This window comes from Actinomadura graeca, from assembly GCF_019175365.1.
Classification (GTDB): Bacteria; Actinomycetota; Actinomycetes; order Streptosporangiales; family Streptosporangiaceae; genus Spirillospora; species Spirillospora graeca.
Genome location: NZ_CP059572.1, coordinates 4,851,276 through 4,869,231 on the forward strand (window position 1 = coordinate 4,851,276; position 17,956 = coordinate 4,869,231).

19 protein-coding genes are annotated in these 17,956 nt (G+C 73.6%); 12 read left to right on the top strand and 7 right to left on the bottom strand.

Features of this window, described 5'->3' with window-relative positions:
• Positions 1-29 precede the first annotated feature (29 nt).
• Positions 30-1,262 (bottom strand): phosphoserine phosphatase SerB, encoded by a 1,233-nt coding sequence (gene serB / locus AGRA3207_RS21560; RefSeq protein ID WP_231328846.1) that lies wholly within the window; start codon positions 1,260-1,262, stop codon positions 30-32.
• A gap of 243 nt (positions 1,263-1,505) precedes the next feature.
• Here serB and AGRA3207_RS21565 point away from each other — a divergent pair, with 243 nt between their 5' ends.
• Complete coding sequence (locus tag AGRA3207_RS21565) at positions 1,506-1,961, top strand: winged helix-turn-helix transcriptional regulator (protein ID WP_231328847.1); 456 nt, start codon at positions 1,506-1,508, stop codon at positions 1,959-1,961.
• Positions 1,962-1,973: 12 nt separating this feature from the next.
• Here the strand turns inward: AGRA3207_RS21565 and AGRA3207_RS21570 are convergent, their stop codons facing one another.
• From AGRA3207_RS21570 to AGRA3207_RS21580, 3 genes are read right to left on the bottom strand one after another with little or no spacing between them, the layout of a single operon-like run.
• Positions 1,974-2,999: an S-adenosylmethionine:tRNA ribosyltransferase-isomerase gene (locus AGRA3207_RS21570; RefSeq protein WP_231328848.1), complete on the bottom strand. Its 1,026-nt coding sequence runs from the start codon at positions 2,997-2,999 to the stop codon at positions 1,974-1,976.
• Positions 2,996-4,369: an MFS transporter gene (locus tag AGRA3207_RS21575; RefSeq protein ID WP_231328849.1), complete on the bottom strand. Its 1,374-nt coding sequence runs from the start codon at positions 4,367-4,369 to the stop codon at positions 2,996-2,998. Before AGRA3207_RS21575 ends, AGRA3207_RS21570 begins: the two co-directional genes overlap by 4 nt.
• Positions 4,366-5,046, bottom strand: coding sequence for an SDR family NAD(P)-dependent oxidoreductase (locus AGRA3207_RS21580; protein WP_231328850.1), 681 nt, complete (start codon positions 5,044-5,046; stop codon positions 4,366-4,368). Before AGRA3207_RS21580 ends, AGRA3207_RS21575 begins: the two co-directional genes overlap by 4 nt.
• Positions 5,047-5,260: 214 nt before the next feature.
• Here AGRA3207_RS21580 and AGRA3207_RS21585 point away from each other — a divergent pair, with 214 nt between their 5' ends.
• The 5 genes from AGRA3207_RS21585 (at position 5,261) to AGRA3207_RS21605 (ending at position 9,470) form a co-directional block, all read left to right on the top strand.
• Positions 5,261-6,466, top strand: coding sequence for a GAF domain-containing sensor histidine kinase (locus AGRA3207_RS21585; RefSeq protein ID WP_231328851.1), 1,206 nt, complete (start codon positions 5,261-5,263; stop codon positions 6,464-6,466).
• Complete coding sequence (locus AGRA3207_RS21590; protein ID WP_231328852.1) at positions 6,463-7,167, top strand: response regulator; 705 nt, start codon at positions 6,463-6,465, stop codon at positions 7,165-7,167. The genes AGRA3207_RS21585 and AGRA3207_RS21590 overlap by 4 nt, the downstream gene beginning before the upstream one ends.
• A gap of 36 nt (positions 7,168-7,203) precedes the next feature.
• Positions 7,204-7,989: a PP2C family protein-serine/threonine phosphatase gene (locus AGRA3207_RS21595; protein ID WP_231328853.1), complete on the top strand. Its 786-nt coding sequence runs from the start codon at positions 7,204-7,206 to the stop codon at positions 7,987-7,989.
• A 232-nt stretch (positions 7,990-8,221) separates the two neighbouring features.
• The gene (locus tag AGRA3207_RS21600; RefSeq protein WP_231336340.1) at positions 8,222-8,662 is read left to right on the top strand and encodes a DUF2752 domain-containing protein; all 441 of its coding nucleotides are present in this window, start codon (positions 8,222-8,224) and stop codon (positions 8,660-8,662) included.
• An 88-nt stretch (positions 8,663-8,750) separates the two neighbouring features.
• Positions 8,751-9,470, top strand: coding sequence for an RDD family protein (locus AGRA3207_RS21605; RefSeq protein ID WP_231328854.1), 720 nt, complete (start codon positions 8,751-8,753; stop codon positions 9,468-9,470).
• 88 nt (positions 9,471-9,558) lie between these two features.
• Here AGRA3207_RS21605 and AGRA3207_RS21610 read toward each other — a convergent pair whose 3' ends face one another.
• On the bottom strand, positions 9,559-10,314 hold the full coding sequence (locus AGRA3207_RS21610; RefSeq protein WP_231328855.1) for a hypothetical protein: 756 nt from the start codon (positions 10,312-10,314) through the stop codon (positions 9,559-9,561).
• 200 nt (positions 10,315-10,514) lie between these two features.
• Here AGRA3207_RS21610 and AGRA3207_RS21615 point away from each other — a divergent pair, with 200 nt between their 5' ends.
• The 3 genes from AGRA3207_RS21615 to AGRA3207_RS21625 all read left to right on the top strand — a co-directional run bounded on the left by AGRA3207_RS21615 (position 10,515) and on the right by AGRA3207_RS21625 (position 12,567).
• Complete coding sequence (locus AGRA3207_RS21615; RefSeq protein WP_231328856.1) at positions 10,515-11,303, top strand: ABC transporter ATP-binding protein; 789 nt, start codon at positions 10,515-10,517, stop codon at positions 11,301-11,303.
• A gap of 146 nt (positions 11,304-11,449) precedes the next feature.
• Positions 11,450-12,223: a sulfite exporter TauE/SafE family protein gene (locus AGRA3207_RS21620; RefSeq protein ID WP_231328857.1), complete on the top strand. Its 774-nt coding sequence runs from the start codon at positions 11,450-11,452 to the stop codon at positions 12,221-12,223.
• A gap of 98 nt (positions 12,224-12,321) precedes the next feature.
• Positions 12,322-12,567, top strand: coding sequence for a hypothetical protein (locus AGRA3207_RS21625; RefSeq protein WP_231328858.1), 246 nt, complete (start codon positions 12,322-12,324; stop codon positions 12,565-12,567).
• Positions 12,568-12,623: 56 nt separating this feature from the next.
• Here the strand turns inward: AGRA3207_RS21625 and AGRA3207_RS21630 are convergent, their stop codons facing one another.
• Together AGRA3207_RS21630 and AGRA3207_RS21635 are read right to left on the bottom strand one after the other, a co-directional pair.
• Positions 12,624-13,541 carry a Rieske (2Fe-2S) protein gene (locus AGRA3207_RS21630; RefSeq protein ID WP_231328859.1) on the bottom strand — a complete coding sequence of 306 codons (918 nt, stop codon included), beginning with the start codon at positions 13,539-13,541 and terminating at the stop codon, positions 12,624-12,626.
• 181 nt (positions 13,542-13,722) lie between these two features.
• Positions 13,723-15,942: a molybdopterin dinucleotide binding domain-containing protein gene (locus AGRA3207_RS21635; protein ID WP_231328860.1), complete on the bottom strand. Its 2,220-nt coding sequence runs from the start codon at positions 15,940-15,942 to the stop codon at positions 13,723-13,725.
• Between the two features lie 133 nt (positions 15,943-16,075).
• Here AGRA3207_RS21635 and AGRA3207_RS39875 point away from each other — a divergent pair, with 133 nt between their 5' ends.
• From AGRA3207_RS39875 to AGRA3207_RS21645, 3 genes are read left to right on the top strand one after another with little or no spacing between them, the layout of a single operon-like run.
• Positions 16,076-16,198, top strand: a complete 123-nt coding sequence (locus AGRA3207_RS39875) for a hypothetical protein (protein WP_273699569.1) — start codon at positions 16,076-16,078, stop codon at positions 16,196-16,198.
• Entirely contained in the window at positions 16,195-16,779 is a 585-nt protein-coding gene (locus tag AGRA3207_RS21640; protein WP_231328861.1) for an RNA polymerase sigma factor, read from the top strand. Before AGRA3207_RS39875 ends, AGRA3207_RS21640 begins: the two co-directional genes overlap by 4 nt.
• Positions 16,776-17,816, top strand: coding sequence for a CU044_5270 family protein (locus AGRA3207_RS21645; RefSeq protein ID WP_231328862.1), 1,041 nt, complete (start codon positions 16,776-16,778; stop codon positions 17,814-17,816). The genes AGRA3207_RS21640 and AGRA3207_RS21645 overlap by 4 nt, the downstream gene beginning before the upstream one ends.
• Positions 17,817-17,956: the final 140 nt, after the last annotated feature.

The window sequence follows — 17,956 nt, forward strand, 5'->3', positions numbered from 1 at the left end:
CTGCGGGTGCATGTCCGGCGCGCAGCGTGCTACTTCGTGGCCGGAGGTTCCACGGGGTCGCTCCCCTGGGGATCAGCCGCGTCGGCGGCTTCTATTTCCTCTCGGGATATGCCGAGGAGGAAGAGGATGGTGTCCAGGTAGGGGAAGTTGACGGCCGTGTCCGCGGCCTGGCGGACGACGGGTTTGGCGTTGTAGGCGACGCCGAGGCCGGCTACCTGGAGCATGTCGAGGTCGTTGGCGCCGTCGCCGATGGCGACGGTCTGGCTGAGGGGGACGCCGGCTTCGCGGGCGAAGCGCTCCAGGGCGGCGGCCTTGCCCGCGCGGTCGATGACCGGGCCGGTGACGCGGCCGGTGAGCTTGCCGTCCTCGATCTCCAGGGTGTTGGCCGCGGAGTAGTCGATGCCGAGGTCCTCCACGAGGGCGTCGGTGACCTGGGTGAAGCCGCCGCTGACGATCGCGAACTCGTAGTCGAGGCGCTTGAGGGTGCGGACCATCGTGCGGGCGCCCGCGGCGAGCTGGAGCCTGTCGCGGACGTCGTCGATGGCGGAGGCGTCGAGGCCGGCGAGGAGGGCGACGCGTTCGCGGAGGGAGCCTTCGAAGTCGAGGTCGCCGCGCATGGCGGCCTCGGTGACCTTGGCGACCTCGTCGAGGCAGCCCGCGTGCTCGGCGAGCAGCTCGATGACCTCGCCGCGGATGAGGGTGGAGTCGACGTCCATGACGATCAGCCGTTTGGCGCGGCGGTGCAGGCCGCCGTGCTGGACGGCGATGTCGACGCGCCGCTCGGCGGCCTCGGCGGCGAGACCGGCGCGCAGGGCGTCGGGGTCGGCGCCGGAGACGTCCATCTCGATGCAGGTGACGGGGGTCGAGGCGAGGCGTTCGATCCGGTCGATGTTGGCGCCGTTGGCGGCGATGCGGCTGGCGATGCCGGACATGGCGGCGGGCATGAGCGGGTTGCCGAGCACGGTGACGTGCAGGCGGCCGCGGCGCCTCGGGAGGCGCTTCTCGCGGCCGGTGGAGAGTTCGATCTCCATGTCGAGGTCACTCGCGACCTTCTCGGCGGCGTTCCAGACGCGGCCGATGTCGGCGCCTTCGATGTAGGTGAGGAGGACGCCGAGGACGAGCCGTCCGCGGATCACGACCTGCTCGACGTCCGCGACCGTGAGGGGGAACTCGGCGAGCGTGCGGAAGAGCCGGGACGTGACGCCGGGGCGGTCGCGTCCGGTGAGTGTGATGAGCAGCGTGCGCTGCGCTGGACCGTCCATGCTGCTCACCACGGTACCGGGCGTGGCGCGTGCGTCGTTCCTGGCGTCCACAATGCAAGACGTCGGCTCCGTGACATGCTCCTTAAGATCATGGGAGCAGAAGGTTGACAACCGCGAGTCAGGTGGACTTACCGGTGTCACGACTTGAGACGAGCGCCTGGTCGGCGGGGTCGGCCCACGCTCCGCCGGTCGGCGACCGCCCTCGGAGTTCCGTAAGGGAACTCTGAGGGCTAGAGTGGTCCCATGCAACGGACGAACTTCGCGGAGATGGCCTGCTCCATCGCGCGCACCCTGGACGTGATCGGAGAGCCCTGGTCGCCACTGATCCTGCGTGACGTCTGGGTGGGGATCACGCGGTTCGACCAGCTCCAGGCCGATCTCGGGATCTCGCGCAAGGTGCTGACCGAGCGGCTCAACCATCTCGTCGCGCAGGGTGTGCTCGAACGTCATCCCTACGACCGGCGGCCCCGCTACGAGTACCGGCTGACGGACAAGGGAACCGAGCTCGTCGACCTGCTCATGGTCATGGCCGGCTGGGGGGACAGGTGGCTCGCGGGGGAGGCGGGGCCGCCCGTGCTCCTGCGTCACCACGCGTGCGGCGAGGTCAGCCGCGTCGACCTGCGCTGCGCCCATTGCGGCGAGCCGATGCACGCGGGTGACGTGGACCCGCTGCCGGGTCCCGGCGCCGCGGCGGTGTGACCGGGCCCGTCCTCAGAACAGGAGGTTGACGTCGCCGAACTCGTGCCACAGGTAGCGCTCGTTCAGCGCGGCCCGGTAGGTGGCCGCGAGCAGAGGGCGGCCCGCGATGGCGGTGAGCATCATCAGGTGGGACGACTTGGGCTCGTGCAGGCCGGTGAGAAGCCCGTTCACGGCTCGGACGCCCTGCTCCGGGGTGACGATGTGCTCGGTCCATCCGGCGGACGCCTGGACGTGTCCAGTGGCGTCCACGGCCGTTTCCAGGGCGCGGACGGCGGTCGTACCCACGGCGATGACACGTCCGGCGCGCGCGCGGACGTGTTCCACAAGCGCGGCGGTCGGCTCGGGGACTTCGTAGCGCTCCGCGTACGGGGGTTCGTGCGCCTCGGGTGACGCGACCCCCGTGTGCAGGGTGATCGGCGCGATGTGGACGCCGCGGGAGACGAGCCGGGTGACGAGCTCGGGGGTGAAGGGGCGGGCGGCGCTCGGCATCTCGGCGCTGCCGGTGGTGCGGTCGTGGGCGAACGCGGTCTGGTACGCGGCGGTGGGCCAGTCGCGGCGGACGTATCCGTACCGGATGGGCGTCCCGTGGCGTCGCAGGTAGGGGACGACGGGCGTGCTCAGCCGCGCCTGCCAGAGCCGGTCGGTCCGCCGTCCGATGAGGGTGAGGGTGGCACCGCCGGGCATGGGGATCCACTCGCCCGGGGAGCCGCCGGAGTAGGGGCGGCTGGCCTTGCCCGTGAGGCGGCGCAGCTCGACGAGCCAGAGCAGGTCGTCGTCGTCCCCGGGCAGGGGGGTGGAGAAGTGCACGCTGATCCGATCGAGCCGGACGGCCGCGGGCAGCGTCGCCGAGGTGTTGACGACGAGCAGGTCCCCGGGGGCGAGGAGGGACGGCAGGTCGGCGAACTCGTGGTGGGACACCTCGCCGGTGCCGCGGCGTCCGACCAGCAGGCGGACGCCGTCGCGGGTCCGGCCGCGGGCCTCGGGCGGCTCGTGCGCCTCCAGCGCCGGGGGCAGGTCGAAGTCGAGGGTGTCGGTCATGGGGCGGCCTCCAGGCGGAGTGCGGCGATGACGCCGAGTGCGGCGATCGCGGTGAACAGGGCCCCCGCGACGACCAGTCCCGTGCCGAGCCGGTCCTCGCCGAAGCCGGCGACCAGCGCGCCCGCCGCGCCGACCACGAGGGACGAGCCGAGGGTGTCGCTGATCTGGAGCGCGGAGGAGTTGACGCCCTGCTCGTCCTCGGCGGACATCCCGAGGGTCAGGACGCTGAGGCTGCCGATCGCGAAGCCCATGCCGGCGCCGCCGATGATCCAGGCGGGCGCGGTGGCCCAGCCGGAGAACCGGAGCGCGATCGTCGCGGTGACGATGCCGGTGGCGATGAGGATCGCGCCGAGCAGGGCGAAGAACTCGCGGGGACGCTCGGACCTGCCCTGGAACTGGGACGCCGCCGACCAGCCGAGCGATCCGACGGTGAGGACGACGCCCGCCTGGGTGGGGCTGAACGCGTGCAGGGAGGTGAGGGCGAGCGGGATGAACACGTCCGTCCCGAAGAAGGCCCCGGACAGCAGTCCGCGGACGAGCACCACGCTCGGCAGCCCGCGGCGCATCCGGAGCGTCCCGGGGGGAAGCAGCCGGGGCAGCCCGAGGCCCAGACCGGCCAGGCCCGCGAGGACGAGGGGGACCGCCGCCCAGCCGTGGCCGTCCAGCCCGTAGAGGAGGATCCCGGCGCCGGCCGCGACCGCGACGGCCGCGAGGTGGCGGGACCGGGCGGGCGCGGCGGACGCGGCGGGCCCCGCGAGGCGCCGCAGGACGGGGAGCAGCAGCAGCGTCGGCGGGATCACGAGCGGGATCAGCCCGAGGAACACCCACCGCCACCCGACGTGCTCGGCCAGGACGCCGCCCGCGGCCGGGCCGATCAGCGAGGGCAGGACCCAGGCGGCCGACAGGGCGGCGAAGACCCGCGAGCGCAGCTCCTCCGGGTAGGCGCGCGCGACCAGCACGTACAGCGCGACCATGGGGACGCCGGTGCCGAGGCCCTGGACGGCCCGTCCGGCGACGAACAGCCACATGGACGGGGCGGCGCCGGCGATGGCGAGGCCGGCGACGAACGTGACGACCCCGATGAGGAACGGGCGCGCGGGACCCGACCGGTCGACCCAGCCGCCCGCCACGACGGTGGACAGCAGGCTCGTGATCAGGGTGGCGCTGAAGCCCCACGCGTACAGGGACAGGCCGTCCAGGTTCCGGGCGATGACCGGCATGACCGTCCCGACGGCCATGTTCTCGAACGCCAGGAGCGTGACGAGCAGGACGATGCCGACCGTCACGCCCCGGTACCCGGGGGCCAGCAGCCGCTGCGCGGGCGCGCCCTCGGTCCGGCCGGCGGGTCCGGGTCCGAGCGTCGTCGTCATCGCGCACCGGCGAGGTCGGCGGCACGGTAGCGGCCGCTCGGCAGGCGGTCGGAGATCAGGCGGAGCAGCGCGGCGGCGGCCTCCTCCGGCGGCGGCGCGGCGTCGGCGTCCTCGCCCGCGGCGCGGAGCATGTCGGTGCGCATCTCGCCCGGGTCGGCCCACCACACCGCCAGGTCCGGCTCCTCGGCCGCGAGGACGCGGGAGATCTGTTCCAGGGCCGCCTTGCCGGCCCCGTAGCCGCCCCACGTCTCGTAGCCCTCCACCGCGGCGTCCGAGGTGATGTTCAGGACGGCGCCGCGCCGCGCCCGCAGGCCCGGCAGGACGGCCTGGATCAGCGCGAGCGGGGCGAGCACGTTGACGGCGAAGGTCTCCTCCAGGTCCCGGACGGGCTGCTCGGCCAGCCGGGGCAGCGGCGTCGTCCCGAGCGTGCCGGCGTTGTTGACGAGCAGGTCGAGCCCGCCCGCGTCCGCCGCGGCACGGGACAGCGCGGCACGGTGCGCGGGGTCGGCGACGTCCCCGGCGACGGCGGTCACGGACCCGCCGATGTCCGCGGCGGCGGCGTGCAGGGCCGCCGCGCCGCGCCCGTCGATGACGATCGTCCAGCCGTCCCGGGCCAGCCCGGCGGCCAGCGCCCGGCCGAGGCCCCGGGAACCCCCGGTGATCAATGCGGTCCTCATGCCCTTGACACTAGGGATTCCGTGCACTTCACGACATCGGCCGCGAAGTCCCCCGATGGTGGTCACATGGTCGTAGGACCCCCGTCGGGGGCCCCGGGAGGAGCGACGCGGCCCGAACGTAGGCCCTCGGGCTGATTCGGGACGACCTGGCCAGAGAGTACGGTCTTCACATGCGGGTGCCGGGCGGCGCCCGCCGTGGACACGAGAGGCCGGGATGGTCATCGAGGAAGGCCGCTGCGGTGACGAGGGCGCGACCCTCCGCGCCGTCAGCTCCGCCGTGCTCGCGGTCACCCGCCACCTGTCGGTCCACGAGGTGCTCCAGGTGATCGTCCGCGCCGCCGCGCAGCTGCTGGACGCCCGGTACGCGGCCCTCGGCGTGCCCGACGACGAGGGCTCGTTCGCCGAGTTCGTCGTCGAGGGCGTCACGGACGAGGAGTGGGAGCGGATCGGCCCGCTGCCCCGCCAGCACGGGATGCTCGCCGCGATGCTGCGCGGCGACACGCCGAAGCGGCTGGCGGACATCCGCCGCGAGCCGGAGTTCGAGGGCTGGCCTGCCGCGCATCCCGTCCTGAAGGACTTCCTCGGCGTACCCATCCGCGACGGCGAGGACGTCCTCGGCATCGTGTTCCTCGCCAACAAGCGCGTCCCCGGCGGCTTCACCGACGGCGACGAGGAACTGCTGAGGCTCTTCGCCGCGCACGCCGCCATCGCCATGGCCAATGCCCGCCTGTACGAGCACAACCGCGAGCTGACGGTCGTCGCCGAGCGCAACCGGCTCGCCCGCGAGCTGCACGACGCGGTCGCGCAGAAGCTGTTCTCGCTGCGGCTGACCGCGCGCACCGCCTCGGCGCTGGCCGAACGCGACCCGGTCCGGACCGTCCGGGAGCTGGAGCAGGTCGAGCGGCTCGCCGCGGAGGCCCTCGCCGAGCTGCGCGCCGTGATCTTCGAGCTGCGCCCGGCCGACCTCGCGGACGGGCTGGCCGCCTCGCTGCGCAAGCACGTCGAGGTGCTCGACCGGGCCCACGAGACCGAGGTCCGCTTCGCCGCCGACGGCGCGGACGTCCTGCCGGAGGAGCACGAGGCCGTCGCCTACCGCATCGCGCAGGAGGCGCTCTACAACGCGCTGCGACACGCCGGGGCGCGGGCCGTGGACGTCCGTCTCGCGGGCGACGGCGAGCGGGTCGTCTTGGAGGTCGCCGACGACGGCTCGGGGTTCGACGCGTCCGAGCCGGGGCGGGGCGGCGGACCCGGCCAGGGCGGCGGACCGGGCCGGGGCGGCGAGCGGGGCCAGGGGAACGGCGACGCGGGCGGCCTGGGGCTGGCGTCCATGCGCGAGCGGGCGCTGTCGATCGGCGGCACGCTGACGATCGACGCCGCGCCCGGCCGGGGCACGACCGTCCGGCTGGAGGTGCCGCTGTGAGCGCGGGCGGCGCGGGCCGCGAGGCGATCAGGGTGCTGATCGCCGACGACCATCCCGTCGTCCGGCAGGGGCTGCGCACCTACCTCGGGATCCAGGACGACATCGAGGTCGTCGGCGAGGCCGGTGACGGCACGTCGGCCGTGACGCTGGCCGAATCGCTGAAGCCCGATATCGTGCTGATGGACCTCAAGATGCCGGGCGTCGACGGCCTGACCGCGCTGACGGAGCTGCGGGCTCGTGGGGTGGCCGCGCGGGTCCTGATCCTGACCAGCGTCACGGAACGCGGACACGTGCTGCCGGCAGTACGGGCGGGCGCCGCCGGGTACCTGTACAAGGACGTGGACCCGCAGGCGCTCGTCCAGGCGATCAGAGCGGTGCACGACGGGCATGTCCTGTTCGCGCCCGACGCGGCGGAGGCGATGCTGCGGGCGGAGCGGGCGTCCGAGGAGAACCGCGGCCTGGCCGCGCTGACCGAACGGGAACGGGAGGTGCTCGTGCACATCGCGCGGGGCAGGTCCAACCGGGAGATCGCCCGCGTGCTCGTCGTCTCGGAGAAGACGGTCAAGACGCACGTCAGTAATCTGCTCATGAAACTGGGAGTCCAGGATCGGACGCAGGCGGCGCTGTACGCCGTCCGGCATGGTGTCGGAGACGCCGGCGGGCATGGTGTCGGAGCCGCCGGGGAGACCGCCCGTGACTGAGACAACTCCTCTGACAGGATCGTCATCGAAATTGGTATGAACGTAGCAATCAGGTACGCAGCAGGCAGTGACATCGGGTGCAACCGAGAGAACAACGAGGACTCGGGCTACGCCGGTGCGCGGTTGATCGCGGTCGCGGACGGCATGGGGGGCTATGCCGGCGGCGAGGTCGCGAGCTCGACCGTCATCGGCTCCCTGCGCTCGCTGGACACCGGCGCCCATGGTGACGACCTTGTCGAGATCATGGGCCGCGCGGTGGCCGAGGCCAACGAGAAGTTGCGCATCGTCCGCGAGGAGCGGCCCGATCTGAGCCGGATGGGCACGACCCTGACCGCGATGCTGTGGTCGGGGGCGTCCGTCGCGCTGGCGCACATCGGCGACTCGCGCGGCTACCTGCTGCGCGACGGCGAGCTCTTCCAGATGACGCAGGACCACACGATGGACGAGCTGCTCAAGGCCGAGGCGGAACAGGCGGGGCAGACCGCAGACCCGGCCGAGACGTCCCGGCTGTCGCACGTCCTGTACCGGGTGCTGGACGGACGCGAGGACCGCGAGCCCGACCTGCGGCTGCGCGAGGCCCGTCTGGGCGACCGCTACCTGCTGTGCTCCGACGGGCTCAGCGGCCCCGTGGACGCGCAGCGGATCTACGAGGTGCTGTCCGCGGAGGCCGAGCCGCACCGCGCGGTCGCCGTGCTGATCGAGCAGGCCCGCGACAACGGCGGGCCCGACAACATCACCGCGGTCGTCGCCGACGTCGTCGAGTCCGAGCACATCTCCGACACCCTGGCCCCCCAGATCGTGGGCGCCGCCGCCAACGCCTGAACCTGCCCGCTTCCTTCCTGCATCACTCCTTTGAACGTTTTCGCGGTAGCCGGAGCAGAAAAGTGCGCATGTAGCTGGCGGTTTGTCCTACTCTTGCCCGAGGTGGTGTCGGTCACGCTCTCGGTAACGGTCAGATCGCGGATGGTCGCCGAGACTTGACCCACCGCGGGGTGGACCCGGTATACGGATCACTCAGACGAATGTCATCGAGGCGGAGGATTCCTTGGGGGGAGTGCCCGGGGCGGCGGCCGCGGGCGTACCGGACGGTGCGCTCGGCGGGATCGTCAGCCGGACCCTCACCGCGGCGCGGCACGGCCCCGTGGGCGTGGTGCTGCGCGTGGCGGCGATGGCCCTGGCGGCCGTCGGCGCGTCCTGGATCCACCGCGTCAACGACCCCGGCGTGCTCTGCCCCCTCCGGGCGCTCACCGGCATCCCGTGTCCCCTGTGCGGGGGGACCACCGTGTTCATCGAGCTCGGCTCGGGCCGTCCGGCCCAGGCGGTGCTCGCGAACCCGGTGGCCTTCACCGCCGCGCTCGGCGTGGCCCTCGCGCCGCTGGGGCCGGGACGGCGGTGGTGGGCACTCCAGCCGAAGACCCGTGCCTGGTTGCTCGGCTCCGCCCTGGTGGGGTCGGAGTTGTGGCAGCTCGTCCGGCTCGGTCTCTTGCGGGTGTGAGCCGCGTTCAGTCGTCGGTCAGACTTGCGGAGCCCCCCGGGTCCGGCGGGCGTCACATATCCACAGGGTCAATCAATAAGGAGCAAGTGTGGGTAACCCCTACGACCCCTACGGTCAGCAGCCGGGCTACGGGCAACAGCAGCCCGGGTACGGCCAGCAACCTCCCGCCCAGCCCGGGTACGGCCAGCAGCCCGCGCAGCCGGGTTACGGCCAGCCCCCTTCGCAGCCCGGCTACGGCCAGCCTCCGGCGCAGCCCGGTTACGGGCAGCAGCCCGCGCAGCCCGGCTATGGCCAGCCCTCCGCGCAGCCTGGTTACGGCCAGCCCCCGACCACGCCGGGGCAGTCCGGGTACCAGGAGGTGCACCACCACCACTACGGCTCGACGGGCCAGCTGGCCGAGTGGGGCTCGCGTGCGGGCGGGTACATCATCGACTACCTGATCTTCGCCGCCCCGACGTTCGTGCTGTACCTGCTCGGGGTGCTGCTCGGCGGCTCGGGCAGCGGCGGCGCGGCGCTGCTGGGCGTGCTGTTCATGCTGATCGGCCTGGCGCTGTCCATCGCGGGCGGCCTGTGGATCTGCTACCAGGAGGGCACCACCGGCCAGTCCATCGGCAAGCGCCAGATGGGCATCCGCCTCGTCAGCGCGCAGACCGGCCAGCCCATCGGCTTCGGCATGGCGTTCGTCCGCAAGCTCGCGCACATCGCCGACAGCTTCCTGTGCTACATCGGCTTCCTCTGGCCGCTGTGGGACGAGCGCAAGCAGACCTTCGCCGACAAGATCTGCAACACGATCGTCGTCCGCGCCTGAGCGGCCCGGCCGCGGTTCGAGCGGGGCGTCCCCCAGCCCGGGGCGCCCCGCTTCGCGTTGACCGGCCGGCCCACCGCGAGCGGGCCGGCTATGGGACGGGGTCGAACGCGCTGTTGCACGCGGCCACGAGGGCGCGCCGCACGGCCCCGTCGAGCAGCCGCAGGGCCTCACCGCGACAGAACATCTGGTTGGCGGTGAGGCCACGGTCATCCATCCGCCGGGCAAGGTCCACGACCAGGGACAACCGGTCGGCGAGCGCCGCGACGCGGTGCGCGCGGGGCGGGTAGCCGGGGGCGAGGGGATGGTCGCCGCGGTCCGGGTCGCGCAGGTCGGCGAGCGCGTCGGCGATCTCCGCGGGGACGCCGGACACGCCGTCCACCGTCAGCAGCGCCTCCGTCGCGTCCCGCATGGCGAGGGTCAGCTGCCGGTCGGCGTCGGCGAGGGACGGGACGTCGGGCTGGCCGGGCGCGGCGTCCCAGGTCGTCCAGCGGATCCCGACGTAGGACGAGCCGCGCCGGTCCTCGGCCGGGACGAGGCCCATGGCACGTTCCCCCAGCCTGACGACGACCGCGGCGCCGGCGTCGATCGCCGCGCGGTTGAAGTCCGGCGGGCCGGTGAGCCCGAGCGGGTCGCCCGGCCCGGGCAGGGCCAGCCGGAACGCGCTCATGCCGCCGACGCGCAGGTCGCCGAGGCCCCGCCGCAGCGGCACCTCGGCGGGCGCGACGCCGAGTATCTGCGGGCCCGCGGCCCGCTCGACCGCGTCCGCGGCCTCGTCCAGGCCGACGTGCCCCGTCAGCCACGCGTTGCCCCACGCCACCAGCGTGGTCGCCACGTCCTTACTCATCCGATTCCCAACACTCCCCTATGGGCATGCGAACCACCATAAGCGCTGGGATCGCCGGTGCCACCGGACCACGTGTGGCGCGCCGCCCGCCCGGGAGGCCGCTCCGGCGGGGAGGCGGCGGACGGCGCGCGCCGCCAATCGCATAGGTTCTTTCCTGAACGGGACCACCTGGATTGCGGGATCGAGGTCGAGGGCGCGCGATGGCCGGCGAGGTACTGCAGCTCCGCGGAGTCGGGGTCAGGCGCGGGGGCGCAGCCCTCCTGCGCGACGTCACATGGACGGTCAACGAGAGCGAGCGGTGGGTGATCGTCGGCCCGAACGGGGCCGGCAAGACCACCCTGCTCCAAGTCGCCGCGGCGATGCTGCACCCGACGGAGGGCGCGGTCGAGGTCCTGGAGGAGGAGATCGGCCGCGCCGACGTCTTCGAGCTGCGCCCGCGGATCGGCCTGGCCAGCTCGGCGGTCGCCGAGAGGGTCCCCGAGGGCGAGAAGGTCATCGACCTGGTGCTCACCGCCTCGTACGCGATCCTCGGACGCTGGCGGGAGGAGTACGACTCCACCGACGTGTCCCGCGCCGTCGGGCTGCTGGACGCGCTCGGGTGCGGCGACCTGATCCGCCGCACCTTCAGCACGCTGTCGGAGGGCGAGCGCAAGCGGGTGCAGATCGCCCGCGCGCTGATGCCCGACCCCGAGCTGCTGCTGCTGGACGAGCCCGCCGCCGGCCTCGACCTCGGCGGCCGCGAGGACCTCGTCGCCCGCCTCGCCCGCCTCGCCGACGACCCCGGCGCTCCCACGATGGTGATGGTCACGCACCACGTCGAGGAGGTCCCGGACGGCTTCACCCACGCGCTGCTGCTGCGCAAGGGCGAGGCCGTCGCGCAGGGCAAGGTGGACGAGGTGTTCACCCCGGAGCACCTGTCGGCCTGTTTCGGCCTCGCGCTCGACGTGGACCGCCAGCACGGCCGCTGGTACGCGCGCGCCTCCCGCTGACCTGCGTCACCCTCGTCCGGCGGGCCGCCCGTGACGCGGCGTTCGCCCGCCGATACCGAAAAAGACCCCCGTTCGGCTCGCGGAACCGCGCGGTCTCTACCATCGTGATCGCTGTTGGGAACGCCGAGCGCTTGGATGGGACGCCCGTGAACCTGCTCGACGCGGTGGCGGTGTTCGCGGCGGGGGTCGCCGCGGGTGGCATCAACACGGTCGTCGGCTCCGGCTCGCTGATCACGTTCCCGACCCTGCTGGCGCTCGGCTACGTCCCGGTCGTCGCGAACGTCTCGAACAACATCGGGCTCGTCCCGGGCGGCGTGACCGGCGCGTACGGGTACCGGAACGAGCTGAAGGGGCAGCGGGAGCGGCTGCTGCGCCTCGGCAGCGCGTCGGTGACCGGCTCGATCGCCGGCGGCCTGCTCCTGCTCGGCCTGCCCGCGGGCGCCTTCCAGGTCATCGTCCCCGCGCTGATCGTCATCGCGCTGGTCCTGGTGATCGCGCAGCCCCGCCTCCAGGGCTGGATGCTGCGCCGCCGCGAGGGCGAGGAGCACCACCCGCACGGCGGCCCGTGGCTGTGGGCGGGCGTGCTGCTCGCGGGCGTGTACGGGGGCTATTTCGGCGCCGCGCAGGGCATCGTGCTCATCGCCATGCTCGGCATCGCGCTGGACGACGACCTCCAGCGGGCCAACGCCGCCAAGAACGTGCTGTCGGCGGTCGTGAACGGCACGGCCGCCGTCCTGTTCATCGCGCTGTGGATCTTCTCCGGCACGCGGATCGACTGGTGGGCGGTACTGCTGATCGCCGCCGGATCCACGGTCGGCGGGCTGATCGGCGCCCGGGTCGGACGGCGGATCCCGCCCCTGGTGCTGCGCGGCGTGATCGTGATCGTGGGCGTCGTCGCGATCATCAATTTGCTGGCCTGACCAGCGGTTTTCGATGCGCCCGGTACCTGCCGGCGGGGTTCGCGGACGGCCCGTGCGGGTATAGGTCGAATATATGTTCGACGACGGAAGGTTCGCCGATGAAGGGCGACAGGGTCGAGATCATGATCGACGCCGGCGGCGAGGGGACGCGGACGTACGAGGTCGTCGCGAGCCGGGCCGGACGCCGGGTGGAGGTCGCGACCAGACGCGGCGTGGTCGAGGTCAGCGAGGTCACCCGCACGGGCACCGCCGTCCGCACCGCCCGCTTCATGGCCAGCCGCGTCCTGGCCCTGGTCGAGTACCCGAGCGCCGACACCGCCCACCCCGACGACGCCCCCGCCTGACCGTGCCGGCCGCGACCGGCCTTGCCCGGTGTGGCGGGGTTCGCGCGGTGGGAGCCTCAGCCCCGGGGGCGGACCTGTATGAGGCCCTCGTTCGTCACGTGTGTCTCGAAGGCGGGCTGGCGGGCTGTGGCGGGGCCGTGGATCACCGAGCCGTCGCGGACGCGGAAGGTGCTGCCGTGCCAGGGGCAGACGACGCAGGTCTCGGCGTCGTCGTCGGTGAGGACGCGGCCCTGGTGCAGGGGCCCGGCCAGGTGGCTGCACCGGTCGGCGAGGACGTGCACGTCCTCGCCGGTCCGCAGGACGAACAGGCTGATGTAGCCGAGACTGCGGGCGACGGGCCAGCCGTCCGGGAGGTCCTCGATCTGGCACAGGTCGTGCCACCCGAGCGGGACCAGGTGCGCCAGCTGGTCGGCGTGGTTGGCGCCCGCCGCCTGCCGGAACGCCAGGTGGCCGCCGAGGTAGCCGCCCGCCATCAGGGCGGTGAGGCCGGCGAACCCGAGGGTGCGCCCGGCGCCGTCGCGGCCCCGGTGGCGGGCGAGCAGCGACGCCGAGTACAGCATGCTCGCCGTCGCCGTCCCGGCCGCGTGGACGAGCCCGACCCGCTGCTGCTCGCGGTGCAGCGCGGACCAGTCGGCGATCCCGGTGAGCACGGCCGGGACGGCGGCCGCGAGCCCGGCGCCCACGAGGACCTGGGCGGCGCGCCGGGTGCCCGGCACCAGGTCCAGCACCGCGGCGGAGATCCAGCAGCCCATCGGCACGTCCGTCAGCGGGGGGTGCGCGGGATGCCCGAACGGGACGCCGTGCAGGACGTCCTTGACCGGCCCGGGACGCAGCGTCCGCCGCACGGCGGCGGAGATCGGGCGGATCGCGCGGTCGAGGGCGCGGGCCTGCTCCAGCCCCTCGGTCGCGTCCACCAGCCGCTGGGAGCGCTGCGGGCCGGACCGCCGGAAGATGTTGCTCGCCCGTCGGTTCATGTCCCTCCTCGGGTGCGTGCATCCGGTTCGGAGTATTGAGACGGCCGTAATGGGACGCTGGTGACACTAGCCTCCGCGTTCGGCATGGGCCACCCGGGGGCGGCGAAGGATACGTACCTGCAGGTAGAACGCCTAAACACCGGGACCGGGGCGGCCCGGCCGGACCTGCCGGACCCGCCGGTCAGCCGCGTTCGAGGGTCACCGGGACGCCGTTGAACACGGCGTTGCCCGACAGCGGGTCGATCTCGCGGTCGTCGGTCACGGCGTTGGCGCTGACGCCCGCGTGCCGGGCGGCGACGGCCGCGCGGGTACCGGGACGATCATGGCCCCAGCCGTGCGGGAGGCTGGCGACACCGGGCATGACGGTGTCGGTGGGCTCGGCGACGGCCTCGATCGTCCCGGTGCGGGAGACGACCCGGACGGTATCGCCCGCGGCGATGCCGAGGTGCGCGGCGTCGGCGGGGTTGAGCTGGAGGGTGCAGGTGTTGGAGCCGTCCACCAGCTCGGGGACGTTGTGCAGCCAGCTGTTGGCGGAGCGCAGCTGGCGGCGGCCGATCAGCACCATCCCGGACGCCGGGCCGGCGAGGGCGGCGTGGAGGCGGCCCACGTCGGCCGCGAACGTCGACGGGCACAGCTCGACCCGGCCCGAGGTGGTGCACAGGACCTCGTCCAGGCGGGGTTTGAGGGCGCCGAGGTCGAGGCCGTGGGGGTGCTCGGACCGCAGCCGCGTGAGGGTGAGGCCGGACGGGTCGGCGCCGAAGCCGTCGCCGTACGGGCCGAGGCGCAGCATCATGTCGAGCCGCTGCTCGGCGAGGGTCCCGGTGTCGAGCATCTTGCGCAGCTCGTCCGGCTCGCGGCCGTGCACCGGGGAGCCGGTGAGCGCGGCGGCCCGCTTCAGCGTCGACGTGATGATCGTCTCGTCGAGCGCGGACGGGTCGCCGTCCGCCCCCGAGGCGATCATGGCGAGCCGGGTGAGCAGGTCGGCCTCGCTGGGACGGCCGTCCGGCGGCACGGCGGGCGGGGAGAAGCGGGCATAGTCGCGGACGGCGAACCGGGTCAGCTCGATGTCGTAGTGCGGGGTCTGCGCGGGCCGCGGCGGGGGCAGGACCACGTGCGCGTGCCGGGTCGTCTCGTTCAGGTACGGGTCGACGCTGACCATGAAGTCGAGCCCGGCGAGCGCGCGGTCCAGCCGCGCGCCGTTCGGCGCGGACAGCACCGGGTTGCCGCCGATCGTGATCAGCGCCCTGACCCGGCCCTCGCCGGGCGTCTCGATCTCGTCGGCGAGGGTGGCGACGGGCAGCTCGCCGTTGACCTCGGGGAGCCCGCGGACACGGCTGCGCCACCGCCCGGTGGTGAACGGCCTCCGGCGGCGGTGGACCGGCGCGTGCGCGGGGCGCGGGAACATCGCGCCGCCCGGCCGGTCCAGGTTCCCGGTGAGGACGTTGAGGGCGTCCACGAGCCAGCTGTTGAGCGTCCCGAACGACTGCGTGCAGGTGCCGACGCGGCCGTAGACGGCGGCGCGCCGGGCCCCGGCCAGCTCGCGGGCGATGCGGCGGGCGGTCGCCGCGGGGACGCCGGTGACGGGCGCGACCCGCTCGGGCGGGAAGTCGACGGCGAGGGCGCGCAGGTCGTCCAGCCCGTTGACCCGCCCGGCGAGGTGCTCGGCGGCGACGATCAGCTCCTCGGCGAACAGGGTGTGGACGAGCGCCATGAGCAGGAACGCGTCCGTCCCCGGGCGGATGAACACGTGCTCGTTCGCCAGGGCGGCCGTGCGTGTGCGGCGGGGGTCCACGACTGTGACGTTGCCCCCGCGCGCCTGGATGGCCTTGAGCCGCCCGGGGAAGTCGGGTGCCGAGCAGAGGCTCCCGTTGGATTCCAGCGGGTTGGCGCCGAGCATCAGGAGGTGGTCGGTGCGGTCCAGGTCGGGGACGGGGATGGCATGCGGATCGCCGAACATGTGACCGGAACTGACGTGCTTGGGCATCTGGTCGGTCGTGCTGGCGGAGAAGTGGTTGCGGGTGCCGAGCGCCTTGACGAGCGCTTCGGTGTACAGCGGCCCGGCGATCGAGTGGCCGGTCGGGTTGCCGGCGTAGACGGCCACGGAGTCCGTTCCATACCGGGCGATCAGGCGGCCGATCTCCCGCCGGGCGGCCCCGAAGGCGCTCTCCCAGGTCGCGGGCACATGCCCGCCCTCGTCGCGGACAAGGGGCCCGGTGAGGCGGTCGGGATCGCCGTCCAGACTCCCGAGCGTCGCGCCCTTCGGGCAGATGTACCCCTTGCTGAACGGGTCGTCCTTGTCGCCGCGGACGCCCGTCACCGCCCCCGAGCCGTCCAGCGTCAGCTCAAGCCCGCACAACGCCTCACAGAGAGGACAGGTGCGGAAGGCCGTGCGGTCGCCCATCGAGACTCCTCGTCAACCGGACCCCCTTCATCATGGCGCGCCCCCTCGGGCGGCGCCATCGCATGGCCTGTCTCGGCGGCCTTGACAGAGTTACCTTCAGAAAGAGGACTCTTGCCCGCCTCAGGGAGTCGCCATGGAGGCGTGGATCGCCCGGCTGCCGGTGGCGGCGCTGCTCGGCATCGCCGAACTGCTGACCGCGGGCCGGTTGACCCTGGGCGGGAACCCGCGCCGCCGAGCGGACACCTTCAGGGTATGAACCCGCACACCCCCCCGGACGCCGAGTTGTGGCGCCTGGCGCGCGACGGCGACGCGGCGGCCTTCGGCACGCTCTTCGACCGGCACGCGCGCACGGTCTACAACTACTGCTTCCGCCGGACGGCGAGCTGGTCGGAGGCCGAGGACCTCACCTCCGTGGTCTTCCTGGAGACCTGGCGGCGCCGCGCCGCGGTGCCCCTGCCGTCCGGCTCGCTGCTGCCCTGGCTGTACGGCGTCGCGACGAACGTCGTGCACAACCACCGGCGGAGCCTGCGCCGGCACCGTGCCGCGCTGGCCCGGCTGCCCGCGCCGCCCCCGCAGCCGGACGGCGCCGACGACGCGGCGGCCCGGCTGGACGCCGAGCGCCGGATGCGCCGGGTGATGGACTCGATCCGGGCGCTGCCCCGCCGTGACCAGGAGGTCCTCGCGCTGTGCGTCTGGGAGGGCCTGGACTACGCGGACGCGGCGGAGGCGCTCGGCGTGCCGGTCGGGACCGTCCGGTCACGGCTGGCCCGCGCCCGCGCCCGGCTCCGCGACGTCCCCGGGAACCCCACGCCCCACCTCTCGGAGGAGACCCCATGAACGATCTCGCCCCGCCGCCGCGCCGGGACCTGCCCGCCGGACGGCACGAGGCCCGCCGCGCGCACCTGGCCGGCGAGCTCGCCGCCGCGCGCCGTCCGCGCGGCCTCCCGTTCCGCTTCTCGGGCCGCCGCCTCGTCTTCGGCGGCGTCACCGCGGCCGGTCTGGCGGCGGCCGTCACCGCCGTCCTGCTCGTCCCCGGGGACGGGAAGGAGCGCGGGCCGGTCGTGATGAACGCCGCCGCGACCGAGGTGCTGAACCGCGCGTCCCGCGCCGCCGCGGCCCGTCCCGGCCTCCATCCGCGCCCGGACCAGTTCCTCTACTTCGAGTCGCGGGACTACCAGGCCGCGGAGATGGGCTCCGGCGGCCTGGAGCGGCCCCAGTCCGGGCACCGGCGGGCCTGGTTCTCGGTGGACGGCAGCCGCGCCGGGCTGATCCGCAACTCCGGTGACGAGGGCATCTGGCTGTGCGAGGGCTCCGGGGAACTGGCGAAGCGGGAGGCCGCCGCGAGCGCCGAGGGCCGGGAGCCGCCGATCGACCTCGCGCACCCGCCCACCGGCTGCCGTAACGACGACGTGCGGCTGACCGGGATGCCGGACAATGTCGAGGCGATGCGCCGCTGGCTCTTCGACCACCGAAACGGTCAGAATCCACCGGCTGTTCAGGCGTTCATCACCGTCGGGGACACGATCCGCGAGCGGTACGTCCAGCCTCGGACACTGTCGGTGATCTTTGCGGCGGCGGCGCGGATCCCGGGGGTCACCGTGACCCGCGGCGTGACGGACCTCCTCGGCCGCAAGGGGATCGCCGTCGGCCAGACCTGGCAGGGACACCGCCAGGAGCTCATCTTCGACGCGGCGACGTACGCGTTCCTGGGCGAGCGCACCCTCGTCGACGGCCAAGGCGCGCCACCACCCGGCGCCACCGCGTCCCCGGGCACGGGGGACGGCGGAGGGACCGGCGCTCAGGGCTCCGTCGTCTACGCCTCGGCCGAGGTCAGGATGGCCGTGACCGACAGGGCGGGCCAAATCCCCCGCTGAGGGCGCAATCCGTCCTAGCCCCGGCCCACCGGGCTCGCGGCCCGTCCCGTGACCGTGCCTTGTGAGTGCGATATCGCCTCACGATCCGGCCGGGTTGCGCAATGCCGAAGGCAAGCCCCGCCCGGCCACGCGCGCGAACG

Bases quoted from the DNA above. Each gene is read 5' to 3' on its own strand.
- serB (WP_231328846.1), bottom strand. From the start codon at position 1,262: ATGGACGGTCCAGCGCAGCGCACGCTGCTCATCACACTCACCGGACGC.
- AGRA3207_RS21565 (WP_231328847.1), top strand. From the start codon at position 1,506: ATGCAACGGACGAACTTCGCGGAGATGGCCTGCTCCATCGCGCGCACC.
- AGRA3207_RS21570 (WP_231328848.1), bottom strand. From the start codon at position 2,999: ATGACCGACACCCTCGACTTCGACCTGCCCCCGGCGCTGGAGGCGCAC.
- AGRA3207_RS21575 (WP_231328849.1), bottom strand. From the start codon at position 4,369: ATGACGACGACGCTCGGACCCGGACCCGCCGGCCGGACCGAGGGCGCG.
- AGRA3207_RS21580 (WP_231328850.1), bottom strand. From the start codon at position 5,046: ATGAGGACCGCATTGATCACCGGGGGTTCCCGGGGCCTCGGCCGGGCG.
- AGRA3207_RS21585 (WP_231328851.1), top strand. From the start codon at position 5,261: ATGGTCATCGAGGAAGGCCGCTGCGGTGACGAGGGCGCGACCCTCCGC.
- AGRA3207_RS21595 (WP_231328853.1), top strand. From the start codon at position 7,204: ATGAACGTAGCAATCAGGTACGCAGCAGGCAGTGACATCGGGTGCAAC.
- AGRA3207_RS21610 (WP_231328855.1), bottom strand. From the start codon at position 10,314: ATGAGTAAGGACGTGGCGACCACGCTGGTGGCGTGGGGCAACGCGTGG.
- AGRA3207_RS21615 (WP_231328856.1), top strand. From the start codon at position 10,515: ATGGCCGGCGAGGTACTGCAGCTCCGCGGAGTCGGGGTCAGGCGCGGG.
- AGRA3207_RS21625 (WP_231328858.1), top strand. From the start codon at position 12,322: ATGAAGGGCGACAGGGTCGAGATCATGATCGACGCCGGCGGCGAGGGG.
- AGRA3207_RS21630 (WP_231328859.1), bottom strand. From the start codon at position 13,541: ATGAACCGACGGGCGAGCAACATCTTCCGGCGGTCCGGCCCGCAGCGC.
- AGRA3207_RS21635 (WP_231328860.1), bottom strand. From the start codon at position 15,942: ATGGGCGACCGCACGGCCTTCCGCACCTGTCCTCTCTGTGAGGCGTTG.
- AGRA3207_RS39875 (WP_273699569.1), top strand. From the start codon at position 16,076: ATGGAGGCGTGGATCGCCCGGCTGCCGGTGGCGGCGCTGCTCGGCATC.
- AGRA3207_RS21640 (WP_231328861.1), top strand. From the start codon at position 16,195: ATGAACCCGCACACCCCCCCGGACGCCGAGTTGTGGCGCCTGGCGCGC.
- AGRA3207_RS21645 (WP_231328862.1), top strand. From the start codon at position 16,776: ATGAACGATCTCGCCCCGCCGCCGCGCCGGGACCTGCCCGCCGGACGG.